General features: G+C 71.2%; 15 protein-coding genes. 7 read left to right on the top strand and 8 right to left on the bottom strand.

Annotated elements, in window-relative coordinates; genetic code table 11:
* Positions 1 to 134 precede the first annotated feature (134 nt).
* Positions 135 to 1,730, top strand: coding sequence for an adenylate/guanylate cyclase domain-containing protein (locus AC6EH9_RS17055; protein ID WP_498424782.1), 1,596 nt, complete (start codon positions 135 to 137; stop codon positions 1,728 to 1,730).
* A 255-nt stretch (positions 1,731 to 1,985) separates the two neighbouring features.
* Here the strand turns inward: AC6EH9_RS17055 and AC6EH9_RS17060 are convergent, their stop codons facing one another.
* Positions 1,986 to 2,363, bottom strand: coding sequence for a hypothetical protein (locus AC6EH9_RS17060; protein WP_498424783.1), 378 nt, complete (start codon positions 2,361 to 2,363; stop codon positions 1,986 to 1,988).
* A gap of 126 nt (positions 2,364 to 2,489) precedes the next feature.
* Between AC6EH9_RS17060 and AC6EH9_RS17065 the strand changes: the two genes are divergently transcribed.
* On the top strand, positions 2,490 to 2,891 hold the full coding sequence (locus AC6EH9_RS17065; RefSeq protein ID WP_498424784.1) for a hypothetical protein: 402 nt from the start codon (positions 2,490 to 2,492) through the stop codon (positions 2,889 to 2,891).
* Between the two features lie 58 nt (positions 2,892 to 2,949).
* Here the strand turns inward: AC6EH9_RS17065 and AC6EH9_RS17070 are convergent, their stop codons facing one another.
* Positions 2,950 to 3,663, bottom strand: coding sequence for a VOC family protein (locus AC6EH9_RS17070; protein WP_498424786.1), 714 nt, complete (start codon positions 3,661 to 3,663; stop codon positions 2,950 to 2,952).
* A gap of 271 nt (positions 3,664 to 3,934) precedes the next feature.
* Here AC6EH9_RS17070 and AC6EH9_RS17075 point away from each other — a divergent pair, with 271 nt between their 5' ends.
* Positions 3,935 to 4,138, top strand: a complete 204-nt coding sequence (locus tag AC6EH9_RS17075) for a cold-shock protein (protein WP_344150762.1) — start codon at positions 3,935 to 3,937, stop codon at positions 4,136 to 4,138.
* A gap of 73 nt (positions 4,139 to 4,211) precedes the next feature.
* On the opposite strand, the gene AC6EH9_RS17080 is transcribed toward AC6EH9_RS17075, so the two are convergent.
* A complete protein-coding gene (locus AC6EH9_RS17080) occupies positions 4,212 to 4,655 on the bottom strand; it encodes a VOC family protein (RefSeq protein ID WP_498424789.1) in 444 nt (147 codons plus the stop codon).
* A gap of 64 nt (positions 4,656 to 4,719) precedes the next feature.
* The gene (locus AC6EH9_RS17085; protein WP_498424791.1) at positions 4,720 to 5,073 is read right to left on the bottom strand and encodes an MmcQ/YjbR family DNA-binding protein; all 354 of its coding nucleotides are present in this window, start codon (positions 5,071 to 5,073) and stop codon (positions 4,720 to 4,722) included.
* A gap of 89 nt (positions 5,074 to 5,162) precedes the next feature.
* On the opposite strand from AC6EH9_RS17085, the gene AC6EH9_RS17090 reads away from it, so the two are divergent.
* Both AC6EH9_RS17090 and AC6EH9_RS17095 read left to right on the top strand, forming a co-directional pair.
* Complete coding sequence (locus AC6EH9_RS17090; RefSeq protein WP_498424793.1) at positions 5,163 to 6,149, top strand: GNAT family N-acetyltransferase; 987 nt, start codon at positions 5,163 to 5,165, stop codon at positions 6,147 to 6,149.
* A gap of 52 nt (positions 6,150 to 6,201) precedes the next feature.
* Positions 6,202 to 6,588, top strand: coding sequence for a VOC family protein (locus AC6EH9_RS17095; RefSeq protein WP_498424795.1), 387 nt, complete (start codon positions 6,202 to 6,204; stop codon positions 6,586 to 6,588).
* 48 nt (positions 6,589 to 6,636) lie between these two features.
* Here the strand turns inward: AC6EH9_RS17095 and AC6EH9_RS17100 are convergent, their stop codons facing one another.
* From AC6EH9_RS17100 to AC6EH9_RS17115, 4 genes are read right to left on the bottom strand one after another with little or no spacing between them, the layout of a single operon-like run.
* A complete protein-coding gene (locus tag AC6EH9_RS17100) occupies positions 6,637 to 7,707 on the bottom strand; it encodes an NAD(P)H-dependent flavin oxidoreductase (RefSeq protein ID WP_498424797.1) in 1,071 nt (356 codons plus the stop codon).
* Positions 7,704 to 8,480, bottom strand: a complete 777-nt coding sequence (locus tag AC6EH9_RS17105) for a CoA-transferase subunit beta (protein ID WP_498424799.1) — start codon at positions 8,478 to 8,480, stop codon at positions 7,704 to 7,706. Before AC6EH9_RS17105 ends, AC6EH9_RS17100 begins: the two co-directional genes overlap by 4 nt.
* Positions 8,481 to 8,482: 2 nt before the next feature.
* A complete protein-coding gene (locus tag AC6EH9_RS17110; RefSeq protein ID WP_498424801.1) occupies positions 8,483 to 9,373 on the bottom strand; it encodes a CoA transferase subunit A in 891 nt (296 codons plus the stop codon).
* Positions 9,370 to 10,128: an enoyl-CoA hydratase family protein gene (locus AC6EH9_RS17115; protein WP_498424803.1), complete on the bottom strand. Its 759-nt coding sequence runs from the start codon at positions 10,126 to 10,128 to the stop codon at positions 9,370 to 9,372. The genes AC6EH9_RS17110 and AC6EH9_RS17115 overlap by 4 nt, the downstream gene beginning before the upstream one ends.
* Positions 10,129 to 10,229: 101 nt before the next feature.
* Between AC6EH9_RS17115 and AC6EH9_RS17120 the strand changes: the two genes are divergently transcribed.
* Entirely contained in the window at positions 10,230 to 10,988 is a 759-nt protein-coding gene (locus tag AC6EH9_RS17120; RefSeq protein ID WP_498424805.1) for an SDR family oxidoreductase, read from the top strand.
* Complete coding sequence (locus tag AC6EH9_RS17125) at positions 10,985 to 11,896, top strand: SDR family oxidoreductase (protein WP_498424807.1); 912 nt, start codon at positions 10,985 to 10,987, stop codon at positions 11,894 to 11,896. Before AC6EH9_RS17120 ends, AC6EH9_RS17125 begins: the two co-directional genes overlap by 4 nt.
* Positions 11,897 to 11,985 lie beyond the last annotated feature (89 nt).

An 11,985-nucleotide genomic window follows, 5' to 3' on the forward strand; every position in this document is an offset into this window, starting at 1 on the left:
TGGGCTGACGCCGAGACCGCAAGCGATCAGAACAACCGGACATGCGGCGTCGGCGGTCCGGTGAGCGGCGAGGACGCGTCCATCGACGCGGCGAAAGCCCCGGTCGATCGCGGCGAGGCAGCAGACTGTCCCGCGTGACCACCACCGCGGCCAGCCCCCGGCGCGAAAAGCGCGAACGCAAGCCCTTCGGCGCCCGCATCCTCGGGCGACCCGACCAGTCGACCCGGGCGCTGCGGGTGCGGGTGCAGCTGCTGTTGACCGGGCTGCTCGTCGTGACCAACGTGGTCGGGGCCGCGGTCGTCGTACTGATCTCCGCGGTCATCATCCCGGCGCCCGAGGCCAACCGGGCGACGGTGCTGACGCTGGCGATCGGCGCGCCGGTCTACGTCCTGGGCGCGGTGGTGCTCGGAGCGCTCTTCGGCACGATGACGACCCTGCGTGCGCTGCGCTGGACACTCCAGGACGACGTGGTGCCCGACGCCCGGGGCCGGGCGCGGGTGTTCAAGGTGCCGTTCCGGCTGACGGTGCTCCAGTTCGTGCTGTGGGCCGGCGCGACCGTGGTGTTCACGGTGCTCTCGGTGCTGGTGCAGCCCGAGCGCGCGCTCGCGACCGGTCTGACGGTCGGCACTGCGGCGATCGTGGTGTGCGGGGTCGCCTACCTGCTCACCGAGTTCGCGATGCGCCCGGTCGCCGCCCGGGCCCTGCTCGAGGCGCGATCGAGCGATCGGCGCCGCGGCATGGGCATCCGCTCGCGGATGATCATCTTCTGGTGCATCGGCACCGGCGCACCCGTGGTGACCCTCGTCGTCGCCGGGATCCTCACTCTCACCGGCGTCTCCGAACGCGCTCGGCTGCCGGTCATCACGATCATCCTCGGCGGCGTGCTGCTGGTCTTCGGAATGCTGATCACCGTGCTCGGCGCGCGCGCCGTGGAGGCGCCGGTGCGCTCGGTGCGCCTGGCCATGCGCAAGGTCGAGGACGGAGAGCTCGACGCGGAGGTGGTGGTCTACGACGGCACCGAGCTCGGCCTGCTCCAGGCCGGCTTCAACCACATGGCCGGAGGGCTGCGCGAGCGTGAGCGGATCCGCGACCTGTTCGGGCGCCACGTCGGGCACGAGGTCGCCCAGCTGGCCGCCTCCGACCTCGGGGAGATCGAGCTGGGCGGCGAGACCCGCGAGGTCTCGGTGCTGTTCGTCGACCTGGTCGGCTCCACGACGTACGCCGAGCAGCACGGGCCCACGGCGGTGGTGGCCATCCTCAACCGGTTCTTCGGCGTCATCGTCGAGGAGGTCGACGAGCACGGGGGACTGGTCAACAAGTTCATGGGCGACGCCGTGCTGGCCGTCTTCGGCGCACCCGTCACCCAAGACGATCACGCCACCTCGGCGCTGGCGGCGGCGCGGCGGATCGCCCAGCGGCTGGCCCAGGAGGTCCCCGAGGTGGGTGCCGGCCTCGGCGTCGCCACCGGGGAGGTGGTGGTCGGCAACGTCGGTCACGCGGAGCGCTTCGAGTACACGGTGATCGGCGACACGGTGAACGCCGCCGCCCGCCTGACCGAGCTCGCCAAGAAGGTGCCCGGCGGCGTACTGGCGCTGGGGGAGTCGCTGGACGCTGCCACCGACACCGAGCAGGAGCACTGGCGCGAGGGCGAGTCCACGATTCTGCGCGGTCGCAGCACCGCCACCCGACTGGCCGGGCTGCGTCGTGCGGTCGACCCCTCGCCCAGCTGACCCGGTGCCGCGGAACGACGGTGCCCGCGCGTGCGGTCGGGGGCCGCGATGACTTCCGCGAGCCGAGGCGGTCCACAGCACTGGTGAGTGGCGGCGGACGCCACCGGACACGCAGGAGTGGCGACGGTGCGGTCGGGGCTGGCGAGCGGCAGGTGGGCGGGTTCTCGGTCGTCGATGTCTCGTCGCACCAGGAGGCGCTCGAGTGGGCCAAGAGGATCGCCGTCAGCTGCCGTTGCGCTCAGGAGGTGCGCGAGATCATGCCGGATCCGGACGTCTGAGCCGCTCGACGTTGCCTTCCTTCTCCAGGGTCACCCAGTGCCCTCCTTGTCCGGAGGGCCAGTCGGCGTCCTCAGGCAGCTCGCGCGTGGGCGACGGCACCAGGTCGACGCCCCGGTCGCACACGAGGAACGGCTGGTCCTCCTCGAGGGCGAGGATCTTCTCCCGCACGGTGCCGGGGGTGTCACGCCCGATGGTGTTGGCGAGCTCGTCCCAGTCTTCGGCGGTGATGACCAGCTCCACGGTGCGGTGGCCGCCGGATGCCCTCCTGAAGGTCACCTCGATGCCCCCGGGGACCTCGCGCGCGTCCGCCCATCCGTTCAGGGAGTTGACGAGGATCTTCCAGGTGGAGTGCATGTCCCGAGTGTGACGGCCTGGACGCCGGCCCGCACCAAGGTTGCCTCAGGAGCACGCGCTCGGCGCGTCGGATCGACCGGCGTCAGCCAGGCGACGGATCGGCTCCGTCGCCGTATCGTGGCTGGGGTGAGTGAGCCGCTCGCGAACCCCCACGTCCTCGTCATCGGCCTGGACCCCTTCCGGGTGCCCGGCCCGTGGGACCCGCAGCCGATCGCCGAGGTGATCGAGGCGGGCATGGCCGAGCTCGCCGAGCGTGGCTACGCCGCCGAGTCATGCCTGGTCGCGCTCGACGGCAGCGACGACATCGAGGCCAGGATCACCACCGCCCTGCAGTCCCGGCCCTGGGACTGCGCCCTCATCGGCGCCGGGATCCGCCGGCCCGAGGAGCTGCTGGAGCTGTTCGAGTCGATCATCAACCTGGTCCGAGGCCACGCCCCGCAGGCGGTGATCGCCTTCAACGGAAAGCCCCACGAGCTGGCCGATGCTGTGACGCGAGGCCTGGACAAGGTGCGGCAGAGCCGCGCATGAGCGCCTGACCAGGGGAGGGCTGCCCCTTGCGCGGGGGGTGGCTGCGCCCGGCAGGGAGCTACCGCACCTCCGGGCCGTCCGCCACGAGCAGGAACTCGTTGCCGTCCGGGTCAGCCAGCTCGACACCGCCCTCGCGGTCACCGAGCCGCGCGGCGCCCAGGGCGACCACCCGCGCCACCTCGGCGTCGAGGTCCGCGGCAGCCAGCTGGAACCGCTGGTTGTTCCTGCCGCGCTTGGGCACCACGGGCGGGCCGCCCCACGCGATCTTGGTCCCGCCGAGCGGCGACTGGACGGCCGTCTCCTCGTCCTGGTCCCACACCAGCGGCCAGCCGAGTGCCTCGGCCCAGAACACCCCGACACTCCGGGGGCCGTCGCAGGCGAGCTCGCCGAGGCGCCCGCACCCGGCCAGGTAGCGGTTGCCCGGCTCGATCACGCAGAACGCATTCCCGCCCGGGTCGGCGAGCACGACGTGGCCCTCCTCGGGCAGCTGGCCCACGTCGAGGTGGCGCCCGCCCCGGGCGAGCGCGTCGGTGATCGTCTGCTGCTGGTCGGCGGCGCTCGCGCTGGTGACATGCAGGTGCAAGTGACGACTGGGGCCCGGCCGGTCCGGGGAGCCGGCGACGAAGCGCAGTCCCACCTGGGTGTCGTCGCCCGGCAGCAGCGCGCCGTCCGCCTGCGCGACGACCTCCCGGCCGAGCAGCCCGCTCCAGAACGCCGCCAGCCCGGCTGGGTCCTCGGCGTCGCACGCCACGGCTACGAATCGCAGGCTCATCACCGCACCGTAGAGGCAGTCCGTGGCCCTCCGCATGCCGTTTTCGTACGCCGCCACGGTGGCCCGGGCGCCGCCGATATGGGGATTCCGCTCTCCATGGCGTATGGTTCATCTTGTTGAAGGGATGGCCTGCAAGGCCTCCTGGCCGCACACGATGCGCGGCTTGTATCTCGTATTCCTGGTTTTCGGTTCGCTGGATATCAGCACGATGTGGATGTCTTCAGCAACCTCGAGGGCACGTAGCTCTCGGTACCGAACAAAGGAACAGATCATGGCTCAGGGCACCGTTAAGTGGTTCAACGCCGAAAAGGGCTTCGGCTTCATTGCTCAGGATGGCGGCGGCGAGGACGTGTTCGTCCACTACTCCGCGATCCAGTCCGGCGGCTACAAGTCGCTCGACGAGAACCAGAAGGTCGAGTTCGACCTCGCCCAGGGCCCCAAGGGTCCCCAGGCTGAGAACGTTCGCGTTTCCTGATCTCACCTCGAAGGGCCCCGACCGCATCTGCGGTCGGGGCCCTTCGTGCGTCGGGAGCCGAAGCGCCCCGGTGCTAGAAGACGTCGAACTCGTTCCCCTCCGGATCCATCATCGCCACCGCATAGTGGTCCAGGCCCTCCTCCGCGATCGTGCGCAGTCGGGTGGCCCCGAGCGCGACCAGGCGTGCCGCCTCGGCCTCGACCCGCTCGCGCCGTACCGGTAGCTCGTTGGCGCGGCCACCGCTGGCATCGACGTCGATGTGGAACCGGTTCTTGACCGACTTCGGTTCCGGGACGACCTGGAACCAGATGGGCGGGCCCTCGCCGTTCGGGTCCTGGATGCGGTCGGCCTCGCCGCCGAGCTCCTCCGCGGAGACACCGAGGGACAGATAGAAGTCGTCCCATGAGGCGAAGCCGGCCGGCGGCGGCGCGGGCACGTAGTGCAGCGCCTCGGCCCAGAACCGCGCGAGCGGCCCGGGCGACGCGCAGTCGATCACCAGCTGGTAGGACACTGCCATCTGACACCTCCGGGAGCGGGAGGACCCAGCGTGACACGCGCCACCGGCGCCCGGCCACGACCGCTCAGCGGGGAAGCCGCTCGCCGCGTCGCTCGACCAGCCCCGCGGGGGCGGTCAGCCGCCACGCCTCGAAGGTGAGCTCGGCCAGCTCGTCGCGCTCGACGCCGCCCAGGTGCACCACCACCCAGCCGAAGCCGCCCGAGGTGTACTGGACCTCGAAGGTCTCGGGGCGCTCGGCCACCAGCGACAGCTGCTCGGCGATGGTCTGCTTCAGGCCGACCGTGAGCGTCGGCTCCCACAGGTAGCCGAAGGTCGCCTCACCCACCGAGATCCGCCAGTACCGGCCGTTGTCCACCCGGGCGACCTCCGGGAGCTGGTCCGCCAGGTCGAAGAAGTCCGAGACGCCGCATCCGCTCACCTCGTCATCCTGGCACCCGAGTCCGACACCCCGGCCCCGACAGGCGAAAACCAGTGGCCCTCACCGCCGGTGCGGCGGATGCTCGGAGGATGGACATCACGCAGGTCGACCTCGACTCCAGCGAGGCCGTGGCGGACTTCGTCACCGTCACCAACGCGGTACGGCGCGCGGACTCGCCGTGGATGCACCCGATGACCGAGCGCGGCTGCGTGGGGTGGCTGCGCCACGGCTGGGACGAGGAGCCGCCGATCGGGTTCCTCGGGTACGACGCCGGCGAGCCGGTGGCGACGGGGGAGTGCGCGGTCAGCGAGTGGGACAACCTCCACCTGGCCTGGCTGGCGGTGAGCGTCACCCCGCAGCGGCGCCGCACCGGCCTGGGCACGGACATGCTCGACGCGGTGGTGGCGCGCACCAAGGAGCTGGGCCGCACCTCCGTCGGCATCGACGGCTGGGAGTCCGACGCGACGCGGGGCTTCGCCGAGCGCCACGGGCTCGAGTACAAGGGGCGCGAGGTGAACCGGCGCCAGCTGGTCGCCGACCTGGACGCGGGCGTCGCGCAGCGCCTCTACGACGAGGCGCGCACGGCGGCAGCGTCGTACGAGCTGGTGCGCTGGCGGGGCCACACCCCGGAGGACCAGATCGACGCGGTGGCCGAGATGACCGCGGCCATCAACGACGCGCCCACCGACGACCTCGAGATCGAGGACGAGGTCTTCGCGCCGCAGCGGATCCGCAACTACGAGGCCGCGCAGCATGCGCAGGGCCAGCTGCTGCACCGGGTGGTGGCCCGGCACCGCGACACCGGGGAGCTGGCCGGGCAGAGTGTGGTGGCCGTCGACCTGGAGCGCCCCGCGCTCGCCGAGCAGCACGACACCTCCGTGGTGCGCGCCCACCGCGGGCACCGGCTGGGGCTGCTGCTCAAGCTCGAGGTGCTGCGCTGGCTGGACGAGACCCAGCCGCAGGTGATCTCCGTCGACACCTGGAACGCGGAGTCCAACGACCACATGATCGGCGTCAACGAGCTGCTCGGCTACCGGGTGCTGGGGAAGACCCCGCTCTTCCAACGCTCGGTGTGAAAAGCGCCCGGCAACTGGTGACCTGTGCGCCGCGGATCCCTAGTGTCGGTCCATGACACGGACACTGAGCCTGGGCATGATCACGATCGACACCAGCGAGGTCGACTCGCTCGCACGATGGTGGGCCGAGCAGACCGGAGCCGAGGTGACCCACCTGAGCGAGGGCGAGTTCCTGGTCCTCGGGGGCGGGAGCCTGCCGGTGATGCTGGCCTTCCAGCGCGTCGAGGACCCCACCCCGGGCAAGAACCGGATCCATCTCGACTTCAACGCCGACGACCTCGACGCCGCCGTCGACGCGCTGGTCGCGGCCGGGGCGACCCTGATCGGGCGGCGCGGCGACGACAGCTTCCGGTGGGTCACCCTCGCCGACCCGCAGGGCAACGAGTTCGACGTCGCCCAGCACGAGCAGGCCGAGGACGCGCTGCGGCCCGGTGACTGAGCCACGCAGGCTCAGCCACCGGGCCGCGGGCAGCGGTCCCGTCCGGACTCAGACCAGGTAGGTCCGGGTCCGCTCCAGGCAGGCCGCCGCCTCGGTGACCACGCGATCGATCAGCGCCTCGCAGGTCGGCAGGTCGTCGAGTACGCCGACCACCTGACCCGAGGCGAGCACGCCGGCGTTGGTGTCACCCTCGACGAGCCCGGCCTTGAGCATCATCGGGGTGTTGGCGGCGAGGGTCATCTGGGCCAGCGAGCGGCCCTGGTTCTTCTTCATCTCGCGGCCGTCGCGGGCCAGGTCGAGCCAGGACAGCCCGCTCATCTTCTTGAACTCCAGGGTGCGGCGCACCGTCGGCGCGAGGCGCTTGAGCGAGCCGGTCTCCTCGATCTCCTCGACCAGCTTGGTGCGCAGCATCCGGTGCGGCATGCCGTCGACCTTGGCGGTGACGACCGTGCCGTTGACGTCGTGGGAGAGGTAGAGCTCCTTGACCGCCTGCGGCACCGCGCTGTCCTGGGTGAGCAGGAAGCGGGTGCCCATGCCGATGCCGGCCGCGCCGTACGACAGGGCAGCCGCGAGGCCGCGTCCGTCGAAGAAGCCACCCGCCGCGACGACCGGGATGTCGACGGCGTCGAGCACGCTCGGCAGCAGCAGCGTGGTCGGCACCGAGCCGGTGTGCCCGCCGCCCTCGCCGCCCTGGATCATCACCGCGTCGGCGCCCCAGCCGGCGACCTTCTCCGCGTGGCGCGGCAGGCCGACCGAGGGCATCACCACGATGCCGTGGTCCTTGAGCTTGGCGATCAGCTCCTTCTTCGGAGCCAGCGCGAAGGAGGCGACCTTGACGCCGTGCTTGATCAGCAGGTCGCAGCGGTCGGCGGCGTCGCCGGCGTCGGCGCGCAGGTTGACCCCGAACGGCTGGTCGGTACGGCCCTTGACCTCGACGATCGCGTGCTCGAGCTCCTCGTAGGTCATCGTGGCGCTGGCCAGGATGCCCAGCCCGCCGGCGTTCGCCGTACCGCTGACCAGGCGCGGGCCGGCGACCCAGCCCATCCCGGTCTGCACGACCGGGTGGCGGACCCCGACCAGCTCGGTGAGCGGGGTGGAGAGCAGCTGCGGCGTGCTCACGTGGTGGCTCCGGCCTCGACGGGCGGGACCTCGCGGTCGCGCAGCCTCTTGGGGTCGAGCACCTCGCGGATGAGGATCAGCTCCTCCATCGTCGGCATCCGGGTCTCGGGCACGTCGCCCTCGACCGCCAGCTCGAAGCCGGTGGCGGCGCGCACGTCGTCGACGCTCACGCCCGGGTGCACCGAGAGCAGCCGGACGGTGTCGTCGGCGCCCTTGACGTCGAAGACGGCCAGGTTGGTGACGATGCGGTGGATGTCGTTGTAGCGCGACGCCCCGCTGCCGGCCTGCTTGGCGGCCTTCGGCCCGACGCCGGAGACGATGTCGACCTTCTCCACGAACACCCGCGGGGAGTGCTTGGGCACCCAGTACGAGGTGCGGTTGTTGACGGTGTTGCCCGGCGCGCCGCGCGAGCCCAGCAGCTGGCGCTTGGGCTGGGCGAAGTCGCCGATCGCGGAGATGTTCTGGTTGCCGTGCTTGTCGACCTGGGTGGCGCCCATCATCACGTGGCGCTTGCCGTAGGCGACCACGTCGAAGACGCGGCGGAACGGGATCCAGCCCTCGACGACGTCGGCCTTAGCGAACAGCGGCGGCACGCCGCCGAGGAACAGCGACTCGCCGTCGGAGATGACCAGGTCGGGGTTGGAGGTGAGCTTGGCCAGGCGCACGCCCAGCATCGGCAGCATTCCCATCGGGCTGCCGAAGATCTCGCCGTCCTCGGCGAAGGCGTCGGCGATGGCGGCGGCGCAGACCTCCGCGCGTGTGGCGTCAGTCATCGTCACTTCTCCTCTGCGTGGAAGGCCTGGACGGCCGCCTGGTAGTCGTCCTCGGTGCCGGACAGGAACCGCGCCTCGAAGGCCGCCCACTCCTCCGGGTCGCCTGCGGCCTTGGCGTAGGCCTTCTGGAACTTCTCGTCGCGCTCGTAGTCGGGCGTGCAGGTGGTGAAGTGCGCGCCGTTGGGGGTCTCCACGACGCCGGTGACCATCATCCGGTTGAGCAGCAGCCGCTGGACCGGGGTGTCGACGGTCAGCCCGGCGGTGTCGATGACCTGCTCGACGGAGACGAACGCCTTGTCGGCGGCCATGCAGAACAGGTCGTCGAAGTACGGGTCCGGGCCCAGGTACGACGCGTTGCCGTGCGCATCGGCGCGGTTGAGGTGGACCAGCGCGACGTCCAGGCGCAGCGCGGGGACCGCGACCAGCTCGTCGTACTCCCCGTCCTCGGCGGCGTAGGGGCTCGTCACCGTCTTGATGTCGGGGTTGTTGACCAGCACGTCGGAGCCGAGGCCGGCGCGCATCGGCAGGAACGGCAGCCGCTCGGCCGCGGCCTTGAGGCCGGTCTGGAACATGCCCTCGTCGAGCTCGACGACCTCGGGGATCGTCCGGTTCTGGCGCGCCTGCTGGAAGTTGGGCTCCAGCGGGACGCTGTCGAGGGAGACGAACGCGTAGACCAGCTTGCGGATCTTGCCGGCCCGGGCCAGCAGGCCGACGTCGGCGCCGCCCCAGGAGACGATGGTCAGGTCCTTGAGGTCGGAGCGCAGGATCGCGCGGACCAGTGCCATCGGCTTGCGCCGCGGGCCCCAGCCGCCGATGCCGATGGTCATCCCGTCCTCGAGCTGGGCGACGACCTCGTCGATGCTCATGCGCTTGTCGCGCGGCTTCAGGCTCACTTCTTGCTCGCTTTCTCGGTGCCGGCGAACTCGTCGCGCAGCTCGTCGGCCACCCCGGCCAGGTTGAGCTCCATGGTGAAGCCCTGCTCGAAGCGGTAGCTCTTGTTCACGTCGATGGGGTCGATGCCGTTGAGGGCCTCCTTGGCGGCCCGGATCACCCGGGTGTCCTTGGCGGCGATCTCGCTCGCGACCTTGAGGGCCGCGTCGTCGAGCTGGTCGTGGGGGACCACCTCGAGCACCGAGCCGTGCTGGATCAGGTCGGCGGCCTTGATGGTGCGCGCGGTGAAGTACAGGGTGCGCATCAGGTGCTGGGGGACCAGGCGGGCCATGTGGGTCGCGGCGCCGAGCGCGCCCTGGTTGACCTCGGGGACGCCGAAGAACGCGTCGTCGCTGGCCACCACGCAGTCGGCGTTGCCGACCAGGCCGACGCCGCCGCCGACGCAGAAGCCGTTGACCGCGGCGATCACCGGGACCGCGCACTCGTAGACGGCCTTGAAGGCCGCGAAGCAGCCCTTGTTGGCGCCGATCAGCGCACCGAAGCCCTCGGTGTTCTGCATCTCCTTGATGTCGACGCCGGCGTTGAAGCCCTTGCCCTCGGCGCGCAGCACGACGACCTTGGTCGCCATGTCCCGGCTGGCCTCGTCCAGGGCCGCCGCGACGGCGAACCAGCCCTGGACGGGCAGCGCGTTGACCGGCGGATAGTCCATCGTGACGACGCGGATCCCGTCGTCGCGCAGGTGTGAGGAGATGCCCATGTTCCGCCTTCCGGTATCCAAACCTAACGTTTGCTTGGTAGCCTAACAGTTGCTTGGTTCGAACGTCGATCATCGGAGGCGCAGTGGCGGTACAGGTGGACATGACCGGTCGGGTCGTGCTCGTCACGGGCGGCACCAAGGGGATCGGCGCAGGCATCGCCCGGGTCTTCGTCGAGGCCGGTGCGCAGGTGGTCACGTGCGCGCGCTCGGCGGTCGAGGCCCCGGCCCCGGGCACCACGCACCTGCAGTGCGACGTGCGCGAACCGGCCTCGGTGACCGCGCTGGTGGAGGCCGTGGTGGCCGAGCACGGGCGCCTCGACGTGGCCGTCAACAACGCCGGCGGCGCGCCGTACGTGCCGGCGGCCGAGGCCTCGCCGCGGCTGCACGCCAAGGTGATGGACCTGAACTTCTTCGGCCCGCTGCTCGTCGCGCAGGCCGCCAACGCGGTGATGCAGCGCCAGGAGAGCGGCGGCGCGATCGTCAACATCTCCTCGATCAGCGGTATCCGGCCCTCGCCCGGCACCGCGGTGTACGGCGCGGCGAAGGCCGGCATCGACTCGCTGACCACCTCGCTGGCGATGGAGTGGGCGCCCAAGGTCCGGCTGAACTCGATCAACGTCGGCCTGTGCCGCACCGAGCTCACCGGCGAGCACTACGGCGGCGACGACACCGTCGCCGCGATCGAACGCACCATCCCGCTGGGCCGGATGGCCCGGCCCGAGGAGGTCGGCCACGTGGCGCTCTTCCTGGCCTCCGATCTCGCCTCCTACGTCAGCGGCGCCAGCGTCGCCTGCCACGGCGGGGGAGAGCCGCCGGTCTTCCTCTCGGTCACCCAGAACCCAACGAAGGAGCAGCAGTGAGCAGCAGGATCCTCGAAGGACGCGTCGCGATCGTCACCGGCGCAGGACGCGGCATCGGCCGTGAGCACGCGCTGGAGCTGGCCCGTCAGGGCGCGAAGGTCGTGGTGAACGACCTCGGCGCCTCGCTCGACGGCCAGGGCGCCTCCGACGGTCCGGCCCACGAGGTGGTCGCCGCGATCCGCGAGATGGGGGGAGAGGCGGTCGCCAACGGCGCGGACGTCGCCGACTTCGAGCAGGCCGCGGCGATGGTGCAGCAGGCCATCGACACCTTCGGCGGGCTCGACATCCTCGTCAACAACGCCGGCTTCGTGCGCGACCGGATGCTGGTGAACACCTCCGAGGAGGAGTGGGACGCCGTCATCCGCGTGCACCTCAAGGGCCACTTCGCGCCGCTGCGCCACGCCGGCGCCTACTGGCGCGCGGAGTCCAAGGCCGGGCGCACCCGCGCCGCCCGGGTCATCAACACCTCCTCGGGGGCCGGCCTGCAGGGCTCGATCGGGCAGACCACCTACTCCGCGGCCAAGGCGGGCATCGCCGCGATGACGCTCGTCGCCGCCTCCGAGATGGGCCGCTACGGGGTGACCGTCAACGCGATCGCGCCGGTCGCGCGCACCCGGATGACCGAGGGCGCCTTCCCCGAGATGATGGCCGAGTCCGCCGACGCCTTCGACGCGATGGACCCCGCCAACAACTCCCCGATCGTCGCCTGGCTCGCCTCCGAGGACGCCGCCGACGTCACCGGTCGCGTGATCGAGATCGAGGGGGGCCAGATCTGCCTCGAGCAGGGCTGGACCCACGGCCCCAAGAAGGACATCGCCCGCCGCTGGGAGACCCCCGAGGTCGGCCCCGCCCTGCGGGAGCTGATTGGGGCTGGGGCGGTGCCGGAGGCGGTGTACGGGACTGCGTGAGGCTGTGGCTTTCACGAGTTAACTCGGGCGGTCTCCAGGTCCTAGTGCAACACCGGGGTTTCGTACGGTCTGCCCAGTATCTCGTTGAG

It is taken from the genome of Nocardioides sp. Z21_20 (assembly GCF_059766585.1).

Bases quoted from the DNA above. Each gene is read 5' to 3' on its own strand.
- AC6EH9_RS17095 (WP_498424795.1), top strand. From the start codon at position 6,202: ATGACACGGACACTGAGCCTGGGCATGATCACGATCGACACCAGCGAG.
- AC6EH9_RS17075 (WP_344150762.1), top strand. From the start codon at position 3,935: ATGGCTCAGGGCACCGTTAAGTGGTTCAACGCCGAAAAGGGCTTCGGC.
- AC6EH9_RS17060 (WP_498424783.1), bottom strand. From the start codon at position 2,363: ATGCACTCCACCTGGAAGATCCTCGTCAACTCCCTGAACGGATGGGCG.
- AC6EH9_RS17120 (WP_498424805.1), top strand. From the start codon at position 10,230: ATGACCGGTCGGGTCGTGCTCGTCACGGGCGGCACCAAGGGGATCGGC.
- AC6EH9_RS17115 (WP_498424803.1), bottom strand. From the start codon at position 10,128: ATGGGCATCTCCTCACACCTGCGCGACGACGGGATCCGCGTCGTCACG.
- AC6EH9_RS17070 (WP_498424786.1), bottom strand. From the start codon at position 3,663: ATGAGCCTGCGATTCGTAGCCGTGGCGTGCGACGCCGAGGACCCAGCC.
- AC6EH9_RS17090 (WP_498424793.1), top strand. From the start codon at position 5,163: ATGGACATCACGCAGGTCGACCTCGACTCCAGCGAGGCCGTGGCGGAC.
- AC6EH9_RS17105 (WP_498424799.1), bottom strand. From the start codon at position 8,480: ATGACTGACGCCACACGCGCGGAGGTCTGCGCCGCCGCCATCGCCGAC.
- AC6EH9_RS17080 (WP_498424789.1), bottom strand. From the start codon at position 4,655: ATGGCAGTGTCCTACCAGCTGGTGATCGACTGCGCGTCGCCCGGGCCG.